This window comes from Corynebacterium sp. HMSC22B11, assembly GCF_001815965.1.
In the GTDB taxonomy this organism is placed as follows: Bacteria; Actinomycetota; Actinomycetes; order Mycobacteriales; family Mycobacteriaceae; genus Corynebacterium.
This window is the reverse complement of the sequence record NZ_KV823470.1, coordinates 1-18,636: the sequence shown is the minus strand read 5'-3', so window position 1 is coordinate 18,636 and position 18,636 is coordinate 1. Positions and strand designations below refer to the sequence as shown.

The 18,636-nt window shown below is 65.0% G+C and carries 14 protein-coding genes; 4 read left to right on the top strand and 10 right to left on the bottom strand.

The window, feature by feature from the left end; genetic code table 11:
• Nucleotides 1-336: 336 nt before the first annotated feature.
• Nucleotides 337-3,891, bottom strand: a complete 3,555-nt coding sequence (locus tag HMPREF3088_RS00555) for a translation initiation factor IF-2 N-terminal domain-containing protein (protein WP_070757595.1) — start codon at nucleotides 3,889-3,891, stop codon at nucleotides 337-339.
• Nucleotides 3,892-4,219: 328 nt separating this feature from the next.
• On the opposite strand from HMPREF3088_RS00555, the gene HMPREF3088_RS00550 reads away from it, so the two are divergent.
• A complete protein-coding gene (locus tag HMPREF3088_RS00550) occupies nucleotides 4,220-5,005 on the top strand; it encodes a hypothetical protein (RefSeq protein ID WP_070757593.1) in 786 nt (261 codons plus the stop codon).
• A 79-nt stretch (nucleotides 5,006-5,084) separates the two neighbouring features.
• On the opposite strand, the gene ndk is transcribed toward HMPREF3088_RS00550, so the two are convergent.
• A complete protein-coding gene (ndk, locus tag HMPREF3088_RS00545) occupies nucleotides 5,085-5,495 on the bottom strand; it encodes a nucleoside-diphosphate kinase (protein WP_070757592.1) in 411 nt (136 codons plus the stop codon).
• A gap of 128 nt (nucleotides 5,496-5,623) precedes the next feature.
• Between ndk and HMPREF3088_RS10595 the strand changes: the two genes are divergently transcribed.
• Both HMPREF3088_RS10595 and HMPREF3088_RS10590 read left to right on the top strand, forming a co-directional pair.
• On the top strand, nucleotides 5,624-6,220 hold the full coding sequence (locus HMPREF3088_RS10595) for an AMP-binding protein (RefSeq protein WP_246817961.1): 597 nt from the start codon (nucleotides 5,624-5,626) through the stop codon (nucleotides 6,218-6,220).
• Complete coding sequence (locus tag HMPREF3088_RS10590; protein WP_246817960.1) at nucleotides 6,102-6,752, top strand: AMP-binding protein; 651 nt, start codon at nucleotides 6,102-6,104, stop codon at nucleotides 6,750-6,752. Before HMPREF3088_RS10595 ends, HMPREF3088_RS10590 begins: the two co-directional genes overlap by 119 nt.
• Before the next feature lie 111 nt (nucleotides 6,753-6,863).
• On the opposite strand, the gene HMPREF3088_RS00525 is transcribed toward HMPREF3088_RS10590, so the two are convergent.
• From HMPREF3088_RS00525 to HMPREF3088_RS00510, 4 genes are all read right to left on the bottom strand, one after another.
• Nucleotides 6,864-7,292, bottom strand: a complete 429-nt coding sequence (locus HMPREF3088_RS00525) for a DUF4233 domain-containing protein (protein WP_070757584.1) — start codon at nucleotides 7,290-7,292, stop codon at nucleotides 6,864-6,866.
• 32 nt (nucleotides 7,293-7,324) lie between these two features.
• Nucleotides 7,325-8,962, bottom strand: coding sequence for a bifunctional tetrahydrofolate synthase/dihydrofolate synthase (locus HMPREF3088_RS00520; RefSeq protein ID WP_141759408.1), 1,638 nt, complete (start codon nucleotides 8,960-8,962; stop codon nucleotides 7,325-7,327).
• Nucleotides 8,959-11,745, bottom strand: a complete 2,787-nt coding sequence (locus HMPREF3088_RS00515) for a valine--tRNA ligase (protein ID WP_070757583.1) — start codon at nucleotides 11,743-11,745, stop codon at nucleotides 8,959-8,961. Before HMPREF3088_RS00515 ends, HMPREF3088_RS00520 begins: the two co-directional genes overlap by 4 nt.
• A gap of 123 nt (nucleotides 11,746-11,868) precedes the next feature.
• A complete protein-coding gene (locus HMPREF3088_RS00510) occupies nucleotides 11,869-12,873 on the bottom strand; it encodes a malate dehydrogenase (RefSeq protein ID WP_070757582.1) in 1,005 nt (334 codons plus the stop codon).
• 132 nt (nucleotides 12,874-13,005) lie between these two features.
• Between HMPREF3088_RS00510 and HMPREF3088_RS00505 the strand changes: the two genes are divergently transcribed.
• Nucleotides 13,006-13,776 (top strand): hypothetical protein, encoded by a 771-nt coding sequence (locus HMPREF3088_RS00505; RefSeq protein WP_070757580.1) that lies wholly within the window; start codon nucleotides 13,006-13,008, stop codon nucleotides 13,774-13,776.
• Nucleotides 13,777-13,882: 106 nt separating this feature from the next.
• Here HMPREF3088_RS00505 and clpX read toward each other — a convergent pair whose 3' ends face one another.
• The 4 genes from clpX to tig form a co-directional block, all read right to left on the bottom strand.
• Nucleotides 13,883-15,157: an ATP-dependent Clp protease ATP-binding subunit ClpX gene (clpX, locus tag HMPREF3088_RS00500; RefSeq protein WP_070757578.1), complete on the bottom strand. Its 1,275-nt coding sequence runs from the start codon at nucleotides 15,155-15,157 to the stop codon at nucleotides 13,883-13,885.
• 169 nt (nucleotides 15,158-15,326) lie between these two features.
• Nucleotides 15,327-15,947 carry an ATP-dependent Clp protease proteolytic subunit gene (locus HMPREF3088_RS00495; RefSeq protein ID WP_070757576.1) on the bottom strand — a complete coding sequence of 207 codons (621 nt, stop codon included), beginning with the start codon at nucleotides 15,945-15,947 and terminating at the stop codon, nucleotides 15,327-15,329.
• Between the two features lie 3 nt (nucleotides 15,948-15,950).
• On the bottom strand, nucleotides 15,951-16,523 hold the full coding sequence (locus tag HMPREF3088_RS00490) for an ATP-dependent Clp protease proteolytic subunit (RefSeq protein ID WP_210398556.1): 573 nt from the start codon (nucleotides 16,521-16,523) through the stop codon (nucleotides 15,951-15,953).
• A 262-nt stretch (nucleotides 16,524-16,785) separates the two neighbouring features.
• The gene (gene tig / locus HMPREF3088_RS00485; RefSeq protein WP_070757572.1) at nucleotides 16,786-18,360 is read right to left on the bottom strand and encodes a trigger factor; all 1,575 of its coding nucleotides are present in this window, start codon (nucleotides 18,358-18,360) and stop codon (nucleotides 16,786-16,788) included.
• Nucleotides 18,361-18,636 lie beyond the last annotated feature (276 nt).

Here is an 18,636-nt window from a genome sequence, read left to right as displayed (position 1 = left end):
CAGCTCTCGACGACGATCCCACGTGCGACGCGAGCATCCTGACTGGACAATATGCAAAATTAAGTGTGTTCATTTCGGCATAACAAGCCGGGCCCGGTTAGGGGCAATGAACAGCGACTGCTCAATACTACCCAGCAGGGGCTGGAAAACCAAAATCTTTTTCCAGCCCATCGCAGGTAGCGCCCGGCGAAACCGCCAGGCCGTGAAGGGTGGGGCTGATGTGGCGAAACAGGATCGCTCCCCTCCCTTCCCTGCCCGCGGCCGAACACGCAACGGTGGCTCAGGCATGACCGCGGGCTGAGCGCCCACCCGTGAAGGGAGAGCGCTGCCCTGGGGCTAGCGCCGCGGGTTGCTGCGCACCACCCGGCGGCGACGGCCCCGCGCCCTGCCCTGGGATCCACCCTTCGCCGACTGCTCGGACCTCCCGGCGTCCCGGCCCTCCCGCTTGGGTTCGTCCTTGGCCTGGCCGGCCTCGGCTTTCTGGCCGAAGTCCTCCGGCTGCGGACGGCGATCCGACACGGAATTGCCGCGGGTGCGGCGGCGACGGCGTGGCGAGTTCTCGAACTCTGTTACCGCCTCCTCGTAGGTGTTGGCACCGTATTTCCCAGCACCCCGGGTCCCAGAGCGTCGCGCCCCGGCGTTGCGGCGATCGCCTTCGGAGCCTCGCTTCTGCCCGGAACGCTGCTGCTCGCCCTGCTCCCCGTGGGACTTGGGCGAACCAGCCTGACCCGCACCCGACTGGCGAGCACGCGGCGTCGAGCGCACCACCCGGCGGCCCCGGCGTCGCGCCCCCTGGGAGCCCCGCTCGGACTTCTTCTGATCATCCCGCTGCTCAGAGCCACGGTCCTCGCGGGAGGAGATCTTCAGCTCCGGGGCATCCGCATTCGCCGCAGACTTGCGCTGGCCAGAGCCATCACGCTGCTGGCTAGGTGCCGTGCGCCGCACGATGCGGCGACGAACCACCCGACGCGGAGCGCGCTTCTGGTCGACCTGGGAGGCCTCGCCCGATCGTTCGGCAGACCGTTCCTTCTCCGCGGACCCCTGCTCGGTGCGGGCGGTGGCGTCCTTGACGGAAGAATTGGAGCGACGCTGAACGGAACGGCGACCGCCCCGGCGCGACGTCCTCGTCTCCTGCTTCTGCTCCCCGCCACGCTCTGCAGCGGACTCAGAACCGGAGCGGCGTTCCTGCCCCTCGGAGTTACGGTGGTCCTGGGAGTCCCCGCGCCCCTTGCCGTGGGAGGCCTTGGACTTGGAGCCCTTGTCCGCGTGGCGCTTCACATTCTCACGGCGCTGGTCGCCCTGCTCGTCACGGCCGTGGTTCTTGGACCCCTGGCCTCCGCGTCCGTCCTGACGCTGCTGCGCGCCCTGGCTGTTGCGCTGCTCCTTCGAGCCTTGTTCGTCACGGCCGCGACCATTGCCGCGGGAGGAACGGCGGCGGCGCTCCGGCTCCTCGTTGAAGTCCTGCTCGACTGGGTCCGGGTGCACGATCACGCCACGGCCGTCGCAGCACTCACAGGTGGTGGAGAAGGTCTCCAGCAGGCCGGCGCCCAGGCGCTTGCGGGTGATCTGAACCAGGCCCAGCGAGGTGACCTCGCTGACCTTGTGGTGGGTGCGGTCGCGGCCCAAGTACTCGATGAGGCGGCGCAGCACCAGGTCCTGGTTCTCCTCCAGCACCATGTCGATGAAGTCGACGACGATCATGCCGCCGATGTCGCGCAGCCGCATCTGGCGCACAATTTCCTCGGCCGCCTCGAGGTTGTTCTCGGTGACCGTCTCCTCGAGGTTGCCACCGGAGCCCACGAAGGAGCCGGTGTTGACGTCGATGACGGTCATCGCCTCGGTGTGGTCGATGACCAGGTGACCGCCGGAGGGCAGCCAGACCTTCCTGCTCAGCGCCTTGGCGAGCTGGTCGTCGAGGCGGTGCGCGGCGAAGACGTCCTCGTCGGCGTGCTGCTCGGGGTGCCACTTGTGCACCCGGTCCATCAGCTCCGGGGCCATGCGGCCCATGTAGTCGCGGACCATGCGCCAGGACTTATCGCCCTCGACGAGCAGCTCGGAGAAGTCCTCGTTGAACAGGTCGCGGATGACCGTGATCAGCATGTTCGGCTCTTCGTAGAGCGTCACCGGCTTCGCGCCCTTGGACTTGCGCTCCTTAGCCTCGGTCTTCTCGATGTTCAGCCACTGCTTGTGGAGGCGATTGACGTCCTCCTCGATGAGCTCCTCGGCGACGTTTTCCGCGGCGGTGCGGATGATCGCCCCACCCTGGCCCGGCACGACGCGCTGCAAGATCTCCTTCAGGCGCTTGCGCTCGGCCTCCGGCAGCTTGCGGGAAATCCCCGCAGTGGTGCCGCCCGGGAAGTACACGAGGTAGCGACCCGCGAAGCTGATGCGGTTGGTCAGACGGGCGCCCTTGTGCCCGACCGGGTCCTTGATGACCTGGACCATCACCTGGTCGCCCGAGCGCAGCGCCTGGTCGATGCGGCGGGACTTGGAGTGCAGGTGCGGGGAGTGCCAGTTGACCTCGCTGGCGTAGAGCACGGCATTGCGGCCGGTGCCGATGTCAATGAAAGCCGCCTCCATGGAGGCCAGGACGTTCTGCACCCGGCCCAGGTAGATATTGCCGATCATCGACTGCTGGGTGTCGCTGGTGACGAAGTGCTCCACCAGCTGGCCATCCTCAACGACGCCCACCTGGGTCGTCAGACCGGTGTGGTCGTGGCGCTCGGCGTCGCGCACCATCATCTGGCGGTGCACGGACTCCCGGCGCGCGAGGAACTCGGAACGGCTGATGGCCTTGTGGCGGCCGCGCTCACGGTTTTCCTCACGCCAGCGGCGCTTGGATTCCAGGCGGGTGGAGCCCTTCAGGCGCACCGGCTCGTCGACGATGTCCGCTTCCTCGCGCTCGCCCGGGTGCAGCTGATCGGCCGGGGTCTCCTCCTCGGCCGCGGGCTGCGGCTCGGCGGGGCGCTGCTCGGCCTTCTGTTCCTTCTTCTTGGGCTCCGGTTTCTTAGTCTCGGACTTCTTCGAGACTGTCTGCTGCGTGGACCCTTCCTCCGCCGATTCGGCTGTCGCCGCTGCCGTGTCTTGCTGGATGGCGCGGCTGCCCACGCGGCGCACGATTCGGCGCACGCGGCGGCGAGCGGGCTGCGGAGCCTCCTCATTGTTCGCAGCCCGCTGCTCCGGGGTCGTGGACCCCGCTTCCTCAGCCTGAGCCTGCGACGCCTCGGCGGACTGATGCTGCTGTGCGTTCTCCGCCTCGGTGTTCTTGGCTTCCGCCTTCTTGCTGGCGGTGCGCTTGGTTGTCTTCTTCGCGGCGGCCTTCTTGGTAGCCTTCTGCGCACTCTTTTGGGCACTCTTTTGAGCACTCTTGCGGGAAGACTTCTTGGGCTCAGCCTGCTTCTGCTGTTCCTGCTGCTCAGTCGCTTCTGGTGCGACGTCCTGCTCCAGGGATTCCTGCTCGGACGGCGCCTCCTTGGCCGTGGCCTTCTTGGCGCTCTTCTTAGCCGCAGCCTTCTTGGCCGTGGACTTCTTCACGCTCTTCTTGGCAGCGGTCTTCCTGGCTCCCGCCTTCTTGGCCGCGGTCTCCCTTGCCCCGGCCTTGTCGGCAGCGGGCTCGGCGGTGTCCGCCTCGTCCTTCGCCGCTGGCTGCCCAGACTGGGTTAGCCCTCCCCCACCAGCCAGACGAGAGACCACGTCGGTGGCCTCCTCGTTCGACAGCGTCGAGGAAGGCACCTTGCCGGTGATCCCGAACTCCCCCAGCACGGCGATGAACTCCTTGCTGGTGATCCCCAGTTCCTTGGCCACCGAGTGCACGCGCACCCTGCGACCGAAGCTTTCAGTATTAATTCTTCCGGCCGATTCAATCAGCGCTGGTTCCGGCGTAAAAGCCACGTTTCTCCTTGAAAGATTTTCTCGCGCTAGCTGGCGGCGTCCTAAAGAAAAAGATCGAGAACAGCAGCGGACCTGCAGAAACGACGGCCGCCGCGCCAGCCAGGCGCCAGAGCGACACCGGGGCCGGGCGCCTTAAAAGGAGGCCTGGCGATGGAGGTGTGTTCGCAAACGATGTTTAAGTGTGCTGGATTACCCCTGCCGAACCGCATCGTCGTTGTGGGTACGGGTATAAGGAAAATCCTGTCCCCCATCTTGTCATAACTTCCCCCGCCGGGAGGTAGCCAGCGTCCCGAGAGATCGTGTCTGCACCGGTTGCTAACCTGATGGAATGTTCCAGATCAGCGAAAAGCAGCTTCAAGGCCACTACGCGAAGCATCAACCTTCCACGGTGCTCGGTTGGAGCCTCGGCGTTGCGTGGACGCTCGTCGTCATCGCCTGTTCGGCCCTGCCAGAAGTGTGGATGGGTTTCGTGGCGATTGCTTTTCTGCTGGGGCTGATGGTCTTCGGCTATATGAAGTTCTTCAACCGGCATGGCTACCGCATGAACGACTACGATCCGCTCAAGCCGGATGTGAAGCTGCAGCGGACCGAGTTCAACTGGCGCGAGGTGCTGCGCTTCGTTGTCCCCTACTCCGCGGCCTATGTGGCGCTGAACCTCGCGCAGTCCGCGGCGCCGTGGCTGGTCGTCATTCCGGCAGCGATCGCCACCGGCCTGGGGATGGCGTGGTACTTCACCTCCGGGGCGCACCACCCAACGCATTATGCGGCGCCACCACAGCTCTTCGGCGACGCGGGCAATGATTCCGCGCCACGTGGGACTGGCCAGGTGTTCGAGGGCCCGGATGCCATCGTGGCCTTCATGCATGCTGATGAGCTCGTGCCCGGAATTTATCAGCGCTTGGAAAGCGAGCTCGTGGCGGAGCTGGTCTCGGACGGGGCTGTCGAGCACGAGGTCAAAGCGGCGCTCAACGAAGCCGATGCGCACGGGAAGGTGGTGCGGATCCGCGAAATGCGACACCGCGGTAGCACCGAGCAATGGCTGACGCTGACCGAGGAAGCCAGCAAGGAATATCAGGACAGCCTCCGCGCTACCCGTGGTCTAGCAAGCAAGTAACGGCACCGCCCCCGCAGCATAAGAAAACGTCCCGGCGAGCCCATGTGGGCTTGCCGGGACGTTATGCTGTGAAAGTGTTTTAGAGGTTCGGGAACCAGATAGCGATCTCGCGCTCAGCGGACTCCGGGGAGTCGGAGCCGTGAACGACGTTCTCGCCGACGGTCAGTGCGAAGTCGCCGCGGATGGTGCCCGGGGTGGCTGCCTCGACCGGGTGGGTGCCACCGGCCAGCTGACGCCAGGCAGCGATGGCGGACTCGCCCTCGACGATGCCCGCGACCAGCGGTGCGGAGGTGATGAAGTCCACGAGCTCGCCGAAGAACGGCTTATCCTTGTGCTCCTCGTAGTGCTTCTCTGCGGTTGCGCGGTCTGCGGTGCGCAGATCCATCTCGACGAGCTTCAGGCCCTTGCGCTCGATGCGGGAGATGATCTCGCCGACGTGGCCATTAGCGACACCGTCCGGCTTAATGAGGATGAGAGTGCGTTCAGTCATGGTTCCTAAGGATAGCGAATTCTTAAAGCCCTCGCCCCTTGGGCTTCCCCTTTGCCCCCATGTGTTCTGGTCTCTTCGCTGACGTAATGGAAATAGCGAAATAATTTTTATAACAGACACTATTATTTATGAGACATAGATCACACAACACTGAACTGGCATCTCGAGGCATCGGCGAGGGCGACGTGGTCACCCTCCAGGTACCCAATTCCATTAACTTCGCCGCCAGCCTGCTCGGTATCCTGCGAGCCGGGGCCATCGTCAACCCGATCGGCATGCTCATGAACCAGGCAGACGTGGAGCACATCGTAGAAGCTGCCGGAGCCAAGTTGTTCATCGGCCCGACCAATATGGAGCAACTCCCACAGATTTTCTCCATGGAACTGGCTTCCCTACAGGGCAATCCGAAACCCGCTCCAGAGGTCGATATCGACCCTGACTCGGTTGCCGCTGTCCCCTTCTCTTCCGGCACCACCGGATTGCCGAAGGGCGTGCAGCTGACTCACCGCAATCTCACCAGCAACTTGATGCAGGTACGGGAGATGATTGAGCGCTCCGGCTTCGAAGCTCATGGTTTCCTCCGCAGCACCGATCGACGCTCCAATTATGCGCGCGGTCGAAGAACGCCTCGACACAAAGGTCGTGCAGGGATGGGGCATGACGGAGGCCTCACCGCTGGTCGCCCTGAACCTCCATGGCGACGCCGATCATTCCAGCGTCGGTAAGCCGGTGGCAGACACGGAAATCCGCCTCGTTGATATCGACACCCTGGAAGATGTTCCCGAGGGCGAGGCCGGTGAAGTTCTCGTGCGTGGCCCGCAGGTCATGAGGGGCTACCTGAACAACGACGAGGCCAACGCCGAAACGCTCATCGAGGGCGGTTGGCTGCGTACCGGCGACATCGCCCACTTCGGTGAGGATGGCGGGCTGCGCATCGTGGACCGCGCCAAGGAAGTCATTAAGTACAAGGGCTATCAAGTCGCACCGGCCGAATTGGAGAGCCTGCTGCTCTCCCACCCAGACATCGCAGACGTCGGCGTCGTCGGCGCGGAGCGCGACGGCCTGGAGATCCCGCGCGCGTTCGTCGTCAAGCGTGAGGGCTCGGAGCTGGGGGCACAGGAGCTCATGGGCTGGGTCGCCGACCGCGTGACGCCGTACAAGAAGGTTCGCGCGGTGGAGTTCGTTGATGCCATCCCAAAGAACGCCACCGGCAAGATCCTGCGCCGCGAGCTGGCGAAGGTGCCCTTCGAGGGCTAGCAGCCCCGCACCGCGAGAAGCCCTAAAAGCCTCAGCCTCCCCGACCCGCCCTCAAGTTGGGCTGGTGGGGAGGCTTTTCGCTCGCTAGCGCTGTAGAGGAGGCGTGGTTCGCTAGACGTGCTGGCTCGGCAGCAGGCCGCGCTTCATGCGCTCCTGGACCACCTTGCGCAGGTGGTAGATGTACCACCACACGCCGATGAAGATCAGGGCCATCACGCCGATCACCAGGTTGGCGAATACCCCGATCAGGGCCAGGATCTGCAGGCCCCAGTTGATCTTGTCCGCAGAGTCAGCCTTCTGCATGAAGGCCGCCGCGAACATCAGCACCGCCACGGCCAGGACGTAGCCGAACTGCAGCCAGACCGGGCCCAGCCCCGAATCCACGCGGCCGACCACGGTCAGCCCCAGCAGCATGACGATCCCCTCCAGGATCAGGGTGCCCGCCATGACCCCGCGGATGCCCTTCATCGGGTCATTGGCTGGGGCGTGTCCTGGGCCGAGTGGCCCCATCTCCAGTTCTTCAGCCGGCTTGCGCGCCATCTGCTTCCAATCCTCCTGTGTACTCGAGCGTTTTACTCGGGCTTCTTGGCGAACAGCGTTCGCGCCTCACCTGCGGTCACCACAGAGCCGGTGATCAGCACCCCGGCCCCGGCCAGCATGCCATCGCTATCGTCCTCAGCCAACTGGATCGCAGTCTCCACCGCGGTCGGCAGCTGTTCGGCGACGTGGACCCGCTCCTCCCCGAAGGCATCCCGGGCGTACTCGGCGAGCACATCCACCGGCAGGGCGCGCGGGGACTGCACCTCCGTGACGACGACGTCGTCGAGGACCGGCTCGAGCGCGGCGAGGATGCCACGGGCATCCTTGTCCCCCAGCACCCCGACCACGCCGATGAGGCGGCGGAAATCGAAGTCCCGGTCCACGGCCTTAGCCAAAGCGGCCGCGCCGTGTGGGTTGTGGGAGGCGTCGATGAACACGCTCGGGGTGGCGCGCACGCGCTCCAGCCGACCGGGGGAAGCCACGGTGGCGAAACCCTCGCGCACCTTGTCGACGTCCAGCTGACGGTCCCCGCCCGCCCCGAAGAAGGCCTCCACCGCGGCCAAGGCGGTCGCGGCATTGCGGGCCTGGTGCTCCCCGGACAGCGGCAGGAAGATGTCGTCGTAGGTCCCGGCAAGGCCCTTGATCGTCAGGCGCTGACCACCCACCGCGACGGTGGATTCCACGACACCGAACTCAGCACCTGCGCGAGCCACCGCGGCGTCGACCTCGACGGACCGCTCTAGCAGCACGCGCATCGCCTCGGGCTCCTGCTCCGAGATGATCGCGATGTTCTCTGGTGGCGTGAGCAGATCCTCACGGTCCCAGCGGGGCTTGATGATGCCTGCCTTTTCACCGGCGATCTCGGTGAGGGTGTCGCCGAGGAAGTCCGTGTGGTCCATACCGATGGGCGTGATCACCGAGACATCGGAGTTCACGACGTTCGTCGCATCCCAGGTCCCACCCATGCCGGTTTCGATGACGGCGACGTCCACCGGGGCGTCCGCGAAGGCGCTGTAGGCGAGGGCGACCAGCACCTCGAACTTGCTCATCTGCGGGCCACCCTCGGCCGTGGACTTCGCGTCCACCATCTCCACCATCGGCTGGATCTCCCGCCACATGCGGATGTAGTCCTCCGGGTGGATCGGCTCACCGTCGATGGCGATGCGCTCGGTGACCAGCTGCAGGTGCGGGGAGGTCGTGCGACCAGTGCGGCGGTGGAACGCCCGCAGCAGGGACTCGATCATCCGCACCACGGAGGTCTTGCCGTTAGTGCCAGCGACTTGGATGGTGGCAAAGGAGCGCTCCGGGTTGCCCAAGAGGTCCATGAGCATCTCGATGCGTTCCAGGGAGGGGTCGATCTTCGTCTCCGGCCAGCGCTGATTCAGCTCGGCCTCGACCGCGGCGAGGTCCGCCAGATTCTCCTCGGTGATGGGCCGCGGCGGCAGGGCGTCGTCGCCGCTCAGCTGGCCGTCCTCCTCGCCCGGCTTCGCGCCGGCCGCGTCGATCGGCAGCGCTAGGCCGTGCTCGTCGAGGCGCACGCCACCGACGTCGGACGCGGCAGCGGCTGCCTCCTGGCCGGTCAGCTCGGCCGCACCGGCATCCCCTGCCCCGCCGTGGCCGCGATCCTCGGCCGACGTGGTGTTGAAGTCACGATCCGTCGAATCGGTCATTTCTTTGGCAGGCCCTCCAGACGGCGGGTGATGCGGTCGAACTCCTCCTGGGCCACGACCTGGCGTTCCTTGATATCCGCCACGACGTGCTCCGGCGCCTTGTTCAGGAAGTTCTCATTGCTGAGCTTCTTCGCCGCGTTATCCAGCTCCTTCTGGGCGTTGGCGAGATCCTTCTCCAGGCGCTTGCGCTCGGCCTCAATATCCACCGCGTCGGAGGTGTCCAGCTCCACGGTGATCGTGGCCTGGCTGAGGCGCAGCTCAATGGAGGCGGTGGTCTCCCAGTCATCTCCCGGCTCCTCGAGGCGTGCCAGGGAGCGGATGGCTGCCTCTTCCTCCTCGAGGTCCACGGCGGCGAAGTCCAGGCGCCCCGGGACGCGCTGCTTTGGCTTGACGCCCTGGTCGGCGCGGAAGCGGCGCAGCTCGGTGACGAGCTTCTCCAGGTCCGCCATGCGGCGGGCGGCCAGCTCGTCCGGCTCGGCACCGTTGTTGGTCATGGACTGGTCCGGCCACTCGGCGATGACCAGGGACTCCGGGTATCCCTCGACGTCCTTGGTTAGGGCGGTCCACAGCGTCTCCGTGACGAAAGGCATCGCCGGGTGCAGCAGTCGCAGCACCGCGTCGAGGACGCGGCCGAGCACCACCTGGGTATTCACGCCGCGGGCGTATTCCTCCTCGGTGGCGGAGTCCCAATCGCGCGGGATCTGCACCTTCGCGATCTCCAGGTACCAGTCGCAGAACTCGCCCCAGGCGAACTTGTAGAGGTTCTCGTTAGCCAGGGAGAACTCGTAGCGCTCCAGGGCATCGTCGACGAGGGCGCGGGTGGCCTCGAGGCGGTCGAGGATCCAGCGGTCCGAGTCGGTCAGCTCCTCGCGCGGCGGCAGCTCGCCGATCTGCGCGCCGTTCATGAGCGCGAACTTGGTGGCGTTGTACAGCTTCGTCGCGAAGTTACGGGAGGACTGCGCGGAGTGCTCACCAACCGGCAAGTCCGCACCAGGGTTGGCACCACGAGCCAGGGTGAAGCGCAGCGCGTCAGCGCCGTAGTCGCGCACCCAGTCCATCGGATCAATGCCGTTGCCCAGGGACTTGGACATCTTGCGGCCGTGCTCGTCGCGAACGAGACCGTGGAGGAAGACGTCCTTGAACGGCACCTGCGGGCGCCCATCGCGGGCAGCCGGGTCCTCGCCATTGGCCTTGCCGTGCAGCGGGGAGCCCTCGAGCGTGTCCGCGAAGGTGGCGAACATCATCATGCGGGCGACCCAGAAGAACAAAATGTCGTAACCGGTGACCAGCACGGAGGTTGGGTAGAACTTCTGCAGGTCCGGGGTGTTCTCCGGCCAGCCCATCGTGGAGAACGGCCAGAGGGCGGAGCTGAACCAGGTGTCCAGCACGTCCTCGTCCTGGCGCCAGCCCTCACCCGTCGGCGGCTCATCGTCCGGGCCGCAGCACACGACCTCGCCGTTAGGCCCGTACCAGATCGGGATGCGGTGGCCCCACCACAGCTGGCGGGAGATGGTCCAATCGTGCATGTTGTCCACCCAGTCGAACCAGCGCGGCTCCTGGGAGGCCGGGTAGATGGTCGTATCCCCCTCGCGGACGGCGTCGCCGGACATCTTCGCCAGCTTCTTCACGTCCACCCACCACTGCAGGGACAGCCGCGGCTCGATCGGCTCGCCGGAGCGCTCGGAGTGACCAACGGAGTGCACGTAGGGGTGCTTGCGGGCCACAACACGGCCCTGCTCCTCGAGGGCCAGGCGGATCTTCTCGCGGGCCTCGAAGCGATCCATGCCGTCGAACTGCGTACCGGTGCCGGACACGTGGCCGGTCTCGTCGAGCACCACCGGCATCGGCAGGTCGTGGCGCTGCCCCATCGCGAAGTCGTTGGGATCGTGCGCCGGGGTGATCTTCACCGCACCGGTGCCGAACTCCGGGTCCACGTAGTCATCCGCGATGATGACCATCTCGCGGTCCGGCAGGAACGGGTGCGGCAGCGTGGTGCCGACGAGGTCGGCGTAGCGCTCGTCCTCCGGGTGCACCGCGACAGCCACGTCACCCAGCATCGTTTCCACACGGGTGGTCGCGACGATGACGTGGGGCTCGTCGTCGTTGAGGGAACCGTAACGGAGGCTGACCAGCTCGCCCTCGACGTCCTCGTAGTTGACCTCGATGTCGGAGATAGCGGTCTGCAGCACCGGCGACCAGTTGACCATCCGGTTGGCCTGGTAGATCATGCCCTGGTCGAACAGGGCCTTGAAGATCGTCTGGACGGCGCGGGACAGCCCCTCGTCCAGGGTGAAGCGCTCGCGGGACCAGTCCACGGAGTCGCCGATGGCGCGCATCTGCTGCTGGATCAGGCCACCGTATTCATCCTTCCATTCCCAGACGCGCTCGATGAACTCCTCGCGTCCGTAATCGAAGCGATCCTTGGACTCGCGCTTCTTCAGGTCGGATTCCACGCGAGTCTGGGTGGCGATGCCTGCGTGGTCGGAGCCCGGCAGCCACAGGACCTCGTAGCCCTGCATGCGACGGCGGCGGGACATCGCGTCGATCAGGGTGTGATCCAGCGCGTGGCCCATGTGCAGCCGCCCGGTGACGTTCGGCGGTGGCAGGACGATGGAGAACGGCGGCTTATCGCTCTTCGCGTCGGCCTTGAAGTAGCCGGCCGAAACCCAGCCTTCGTAGAGCTCCGATTCCACATCGGATGGGTTCCACTGATTGGGCAGCAGCTGCGAACGATCCTCGCCGCGCTGGACACCCTGGGACGTTGCAGGAGTATTGCTGGTCATCGCACCCTGATCACTTACTCGGGGACAAATTCTGTTGAACTCATCCCAGTGTAGTAGACGGGGCGGACACGGCTGGCAGCTCGTCGGCTAACCCGAGCCACCAGCCGGAACAGCGGTGTGGGGCTAGTCGATGAAGCCGGCTTCGCGCACCGCAGCCAGCTCCTCCTCCAGCTCCTGCTGGGTGCGCGCGATGCGCTGCTTCTGCTCCTCCCCCAGATCCAAGCCCTGGACGATCTCCCACTCGCCGTTCACGCTGCGGCACGGGAAGCCGAAGACCAGCCCCTCCGGAACACCGTAGGAGCCATCGGAAGGCAGCGCGACGGAGACCCACTCATCGCCCTCGGTGCCGAGCAGCCAATCCCGCATGTGGTCGATGGCAGCGGACGCCGCGGAAGCTGCAGAGGAGTGGCCACGGACCTCGATGATCTCAGCGCCTCGCTTGGCCACGCGCGGGATGAACTCCTCGCTGACCCACTCTGCGCCCAGCTTCTCGAAGACCGGCTCGCCGCCCGCACGCAGGGCGGTAGCGTCCGGGAACTGGGATGCCGAGTGGTTGCCCCACACGACCATGCCCGAGAGCTCGGAGACCGGGACGTCCAGGCGGTCGGCAGCCTGGGACAGCGCGCGGTTGTGGTCCAGGCGCATCATCGCGGTAATACGGTTCGGCGCGATGCCCTTAGCGTGGGCGGCGAGGATAGCGGCGTTGGTGTTCGCCGGGTTGCCGACCACCAGCACGCGGGCGTTCGGGGCGACCTCACCCAGCGCCTCACCCTGCGGGCCGAAGATCGCACCGTTTGCAGCGAGCAGATCCGCGCGCTCCTGCCCCTTCTGGCGCGGCTTCGCACCGACCAGGAAGACGACGTCGGCGTCCTGGAAGCCCTCCCGGGCGTCGGTGTGGACGGTGACGTCCCCGAGCAGCGGGAACGCGGCATCCTTCAGCTCCATGGTCACGCCCTCCGCAGCGCGCTTGGCGGGCTCGATCTCGATGAGGCGGAGGTTCACCTTCCGCCCCGGGCAGATCTCGCCTGCTGCCAGACGGAACAGCAGGGAGTACGCGATCTGCCCCGCTGCGCCGGTAACCGCCACGTTCAAGGCATCGGAGGTGTTCTGCGAAGTGTTATCAACCATGAGTGAAACCGCCTTTAATCAGGATCGGGGGCACCAACCGGGGGCGATATCCCCCAATTGATCTTTCCGACCCCAGCCTACCCGCGAACAGTCATTACGATGAGGAGAGAAAGTTTTGACTGGAGAGGAACAATGACCGACGACTCAGCTCGCCATCTTCCTCACTCGGCGCACCGGTACGACCTCGACCCGGTCGACTACGCCCGAGCGATGGAGTGCGCCCTGCCGATCGCCGTGGAATACGGGACGGATATCCCGAAGGCCCAGCTGGTGGCGATCCAACGCGCCGGTAACCTCCCCACCAAGCACGCCCTGCTGAGCAATAACCAAGACCTCTACGAGGAGGCCCTGCGCTACGCACTGGCAACCCTCTGGCCGGCTGAACCGAAGAAGTTCGAGGACGACATCGCCAGCCTCACCCCGGTGCAGGCAGTGCGGCGCCTCGTGCGCGAAACGCTCGCCCGGGCGCAGCGCAATCCGGACTCCATGCGCCTGATCGCCGCGGAGAACCTCTACAACCGGGCGGACGTACCGAACCGCATCGACGTGCTGGAACAGTCCCCCGTCATTCTCCAGATCGACCGGGCCCTCCTGCGCGGCCACGACCTCGGCGCCTTCCGCACCGGGGTGTCCGCAGAGGATGTCTACATCCTCATCCTGGGGCTATCCGGTTTCGCCACCCTGCACCGCAACACGTTCTACGCGCTCTACGGGATGGACGTCCGCGAGCCGCACAACGAGTCCGGTGTCACCGAACTTGCCTGCGACGCCGTCGTCGCCTTCCTCACCACGCCGATGCGGACCAGACAGGATAATTCCTATACCCACTCCTCCCCCTCCGAGATTGTGGGCGAGTCGGTTGCCGCGAGCCTCTACGACTCTGAGGAGTTCTGGCAGGAGTAACCTCCGCCAACCGACCTCCCGCCCCACGCGGTGCACAGGGAGGGGCGCGGTTCACTGCCCCCTAGTGGACCGCGCTCCCCTCGTCGCCTTGCCCCTTGCGCCCCACCTAAGCGGAGCGCTTATCCCGCTCGGCGACCTCCTCGTGGGTCAGGCGGGTCGGCTCGGATTCACCCTTCGCGGCAGCCTCGGTGATCAACACCTCGGCAATGTCCTCCTCCTCAGGGATGGAGTACATGATCGGCAGCAGGATCCGCTCCATGATGGAGCGCAACCCGCGCGCGCCGGTCTCCCGCGCGAGCGCCTGGCGGGCAACCTCGCGCAGCGCGCCGTCCTCGAAGGCCAGCTGCACGTTATCCATCTCAAACAGCCGCTGGTACTGGCGCACCAGGGCGTTCTTCGGCTCAGTGAGCACCTGCACCAGCGCGTCCTCGTCCAGGTGTCCGACGTGGGTAACCACCGGCAGGCGGCCAATGACCTCCGGGATCAGCCCGAACTTCACCAAGTCCTCCGGCTCCACATACTGGAAGGGGTCCTTGACCTGGTCGTTCTTGGAGGTGACCTCCGCACCGAAGCCCAGGCCCTTCTTGCCGCGGCGATCCTCGATGACCTTCTCCAGGCCCGCGAACGCACCCGCGACGATGAAGAGCACGTTCTTCGTGTCGAACTGGATGAACTCCTGGTTCGGGTGCTTACGCCCGCCCTGAGGTGGGACGGCAGCGACCGTGCCCTCCAGGATCTTCAGCAACGCCTGCTGCACGCCCTCGCCGGAGACGTCGCGCGTGATGGACGGGTTCTCGGACTTCCGGCCGATCTTGTCCACCTCGTCGATGTAGATGATGCCGCGCTGTGCCTTCTCGACGTCGAAGTCGGCGCTCTGCAGCAGCTTCAGCAGGATGTTCTCGACGTCCTCGCCCACGTAACCGGCCTCGGTCAGCGAGGTCGCGTCCGCGATGGCGAAGGGGACGTCCAACATGCGCGCCAGGGACTGCGCCAGGTACGTCTTACCGGAGCCGGTGGGCCCCAGCATGAGGATATTGGACTTAGAGAGCTCGACCTCATCGTCATTACGGCGGGCCAGCGCGTTGGCCTCTTCAACCTGGATGCGCTTGTAGTGGTTGTAGACAGCCACCGCGAGGGTGCGCTTCGCTTCATCCTGGCCAATGACGTACTTGTCCAGGAAAGCGGAAATCTCGGACGGGGTCGGCAGCTTGCCCTGTGGCTCCTGCGCGCTGGTGGCTACCAGCTCTTCCTCGATGATCTCATTGCAGAGTTCAATGCATTCATCGCAGATGTAGACCCCGGGGCCAGCGATGAGTTTGCGGACTTGTTTTTGGCTCTTGCCGCAAAACGAGCACTTCAGCAGCTCTGCGCTTTCTTGCATCTGTGAGAACCAGTCTTTCTGAGAAATTGGTGGTGCTACGGCGGGGTATCCAACACTACCCAAAAACCCCGCTGCGCTGACTGAGCAACACTGCGGGGCTTGAGGGGCTGGGATCACCAGCCCCGGTAGCGGGAACCGTGAGGCCACGCCCCACGGAAACTATCGACCGCTACTCCTGAGCGGAGAGCTTCCGGTACTCGAAGACCTGGTCGATGATGCCGTATTCCTTAGCGGCCTCGGCGTCCAGGATCTTGTCGCGGTCGGTGTCGATGCGGATCTGCTCCGCGGACTTACCGGTGTGGCGCGCCAGGGTGGTCTCCATCAGCTGGCGCATGCGCTCGATCTCGTTGGCCTGGATCTCCAGGTCGGAGACCTGGCCCTGCACGCCGCCGGAGGCCGGCTGGTGGATCAGCACGCGGGCGTTCGGGAGCGCGGCGCGCTTGCCCGGGGTACCCGCGGCGAGCAGCACGGCGGCGGCAGAGGCTGCCTGGCCGAGGCAGACGGTCTGCACGTCCGGGCGGACGTACTGCATCGTGTCGTAGATGGCCATCAGGCTGGTGAAGGAACCACCAGGCGAGTTGATGTACATCGTGATGTCGCGGTCCGGGTCGAGCCCCTCCAGGACGAGCAGCTGGGCCATGATGTCGTTGGCCGCGGCGTCGTCCACCTGGGTGCCCAGGAAGATGATCCGCTCTTCGAAGAGCTTGTTGTACGGGTTGGATTCCTTCGCCCCGTAGCTGGAGTGCTCAACGAAGGATGGCAGGATGTAGCGCGATTCTGGCATCTTCATTCTTTACTTCTCCTTCGCAGAGCTGATGACGTGGTCGACGAAGCCGTAGTCCTTGGCCTGCTCGGCGGTGAACCAGCGGTCGCGGTCGGAGTCCTTCGTAATCTGCTCGACGGTCTGGCCGGTGAAGCCAGCGATCAGCTCCGCCATTTCACGCTTGGTGTGTGCAAACTGCTCCGCCTGGATGGCGATGTCGGCCGCGGTGCCGCCCACGCCGGCGGAAGGCTGGTGCATCATGATGCGGGCGTGCGGCAGAGCGTAGCGCTTGCCCTTCGTGCCCGCGGAGAGCAGGAACTGGCCCATGGACGCGGCCAGGCCCATGCCGTAGGTGGCGATGTCGCAGGGCGCGTACTGCATGGTGTCGAAGATGGCCATACCCGCGGTGACGGAGCCACCTGGCGAGTTGATGTACAGGGAGATGTCCTTCTCCGGGTCCTCGGCTGCCAGCAGCAGGATCTGAGCGCAGAGCTTGTTCGCGATTTCGTCGTCGACCTGGCTACCCAGGAAGATGATGCGCTCGCGCAGCAGACGCTCGAAGACCGAGTCGTTGAGGTTCATCCCAGCCGTGTCGGCGGACATGAGGCTGCTCGAAAGACTGCTCATTGTGCCCCTTTTCGTTCATTGGTTTATTCTTTGTGGCTTCCACAGTAGCGACTAACCCTCGGGTCGTGCCCGATGAAAAGCCCCTGTTCGCTTTAAGCGCACAGCACCCCCGGAGTATTCCTCCAGGGGTGCTGGGTCAAAGCGGTCGGTCAAAGCCGTTGCTTTAGTGTCACGACGCCACCGGCGCTCACCGAACCGAGTCAGGCGAGGCAGGCCGGGTGGCTAGCGTGCGCGAGGTTTACTTATCCTCGCTCTTCTTGGCTGCAGCCTTCTTCGGGGTCTTCTTCGCTGCGGCCTTCTTGGTCGTCTTCTTGGCGGTCGACTTCTTGGTGGTCTTCTTCGCCGTGGACTTCTTGGCGGTCGACTTCTTGGTCGTCTTCTTCGCCGTGGACTTCTTAGCAGCCTTCTTGGTGGTCTTCTTCGCGGAAGACTTCTTAGCGGCCTTCTTCGGCTTCTCGTCCTTCTTGGCCTCCTCGGCCTTCTCGGACTCCTCCTCGGTGCCGAAGAACTGCTTTGGATCAATCTCGTTGCCCTCGGAGTCCTTCACGGAGCTCTTGGAGATGTTGATCGCCAGAGCCTTGCCGCGGCGGACGTCAGCGAACAGGCTGCCGATCTGGCCGGCCTGCTGCAGCTGCATGATGAACTGGTTCGGGTCCATGCCGTACTGGGCAGCGGTGAAGCCGATGTGATCCATCAGCTCCTCCTGCGAGACCTCCGGCTGCTCGACGTCAGCCAGGGCGTCCAGGAACAGCTGGGTGCGGACGGAGCCCTCAGCGGCCTCGCGAGCATCTTCCTCGAACTTCTCGCGAGTGATGTCCTGAGCTGCGAGCATCTGCTCGAAGACCTTCTCGTCACCACCGAACTGGCTGATGAGCTGCTGGATCTGGCCCTGCACCTGCTCGTCAACCACGGACTGCGGCAGCGGTACCTCGACCTTTTCCAGCGCGGCCTCGAGGACCTTATCGCGGATCTGGCCGGCCTGGCCGTTCTTCAGCTGCTCCTCGACCTGGGTCGCCAGGGAGTCCTTGAGCTCATCCAGGGTGTCGAACTCGGATGCCAGCTGTGCGAAGTCGTCGTCCAGCTCCGGCAGCTCGCGCTCCTTGACGGAATCAACCTTGACGGTAACCTCTGCCTCTTCGTCGGCGTGCTCGCCGGCAACCAGCTTGGAGGTGAAGGTGGACTCCTCGCCGGCCTTCATGCCGACCAGGGCGTCGTCCAGGCCCTCGATGAGGGAGTCGTTGCCGACCTCGTGGGACAGGCCCTCGGTGGTGGCCTCGTCCACGGTCTCGCCGTCAACGGTGGCGGACAGGTCGATGGAGACGAAGTCGCCCTTCTTGACCTTGCGGTCGACGGACTTCAGGGTGCCGAAGCGAGCCTGCAGGTTCTTCAGCTCGCCCTCAACGGCCTCGTCGTCGGCCTTGATGGCGTCGACCTCAACGGAGATGTCGGAGAAGTCTGGGACCTCGATCTCCGGACGGACGTCAACCTCGGCGGTGAAGGTGACGGACTCGCCGTCCTTCAGCTCGGTGATGTCGATCTCCGGCTGGCCGAGAGCCTTGACGTCGTGCTCCTCGACAGCCTGGCTGTAGCGGGACGGCAGCATTTCGTTGATCACCTGGTCGAGGACCACGCCGCGGCCGAGACGGGTCTCGATGATCTTCGCCGGGACCTTGCCCTTGCGGAAGCCGGGGATGCTGACCTGCTGGCTCAGGGAGGCATACGCCTTGTCGAACTCCGGCTTGAGCTCGTCGAAGGGTACCTCGACGGTGATCTTGGTGCGGGTAGCGCTGAGCTTTTCAACAGAGCTCTTCACGAGTGCACTCTCCTGTGTATTCATGGTTGCTGACGGCCTGTGTCGCCAGTCAGCGTTGGACATCGACCAAGTTTATAGGGTCTTGATTTTCCGTGTCACCACACCCCCACCTAGTTTTGGCCAAGGTCGCCCCACCAGGCGAGTTTCGGCCAAGCGGAAATCACGCAATTTCGGTTCACCCGTCCGATCATGCAGCGGCGATGAGGTGCCCTCTCCTCCGCGCCAAGTCGTGCCAGATTCGTGGGTTAAGTAGCAAAAAGTGTGTCTGATTTTCAG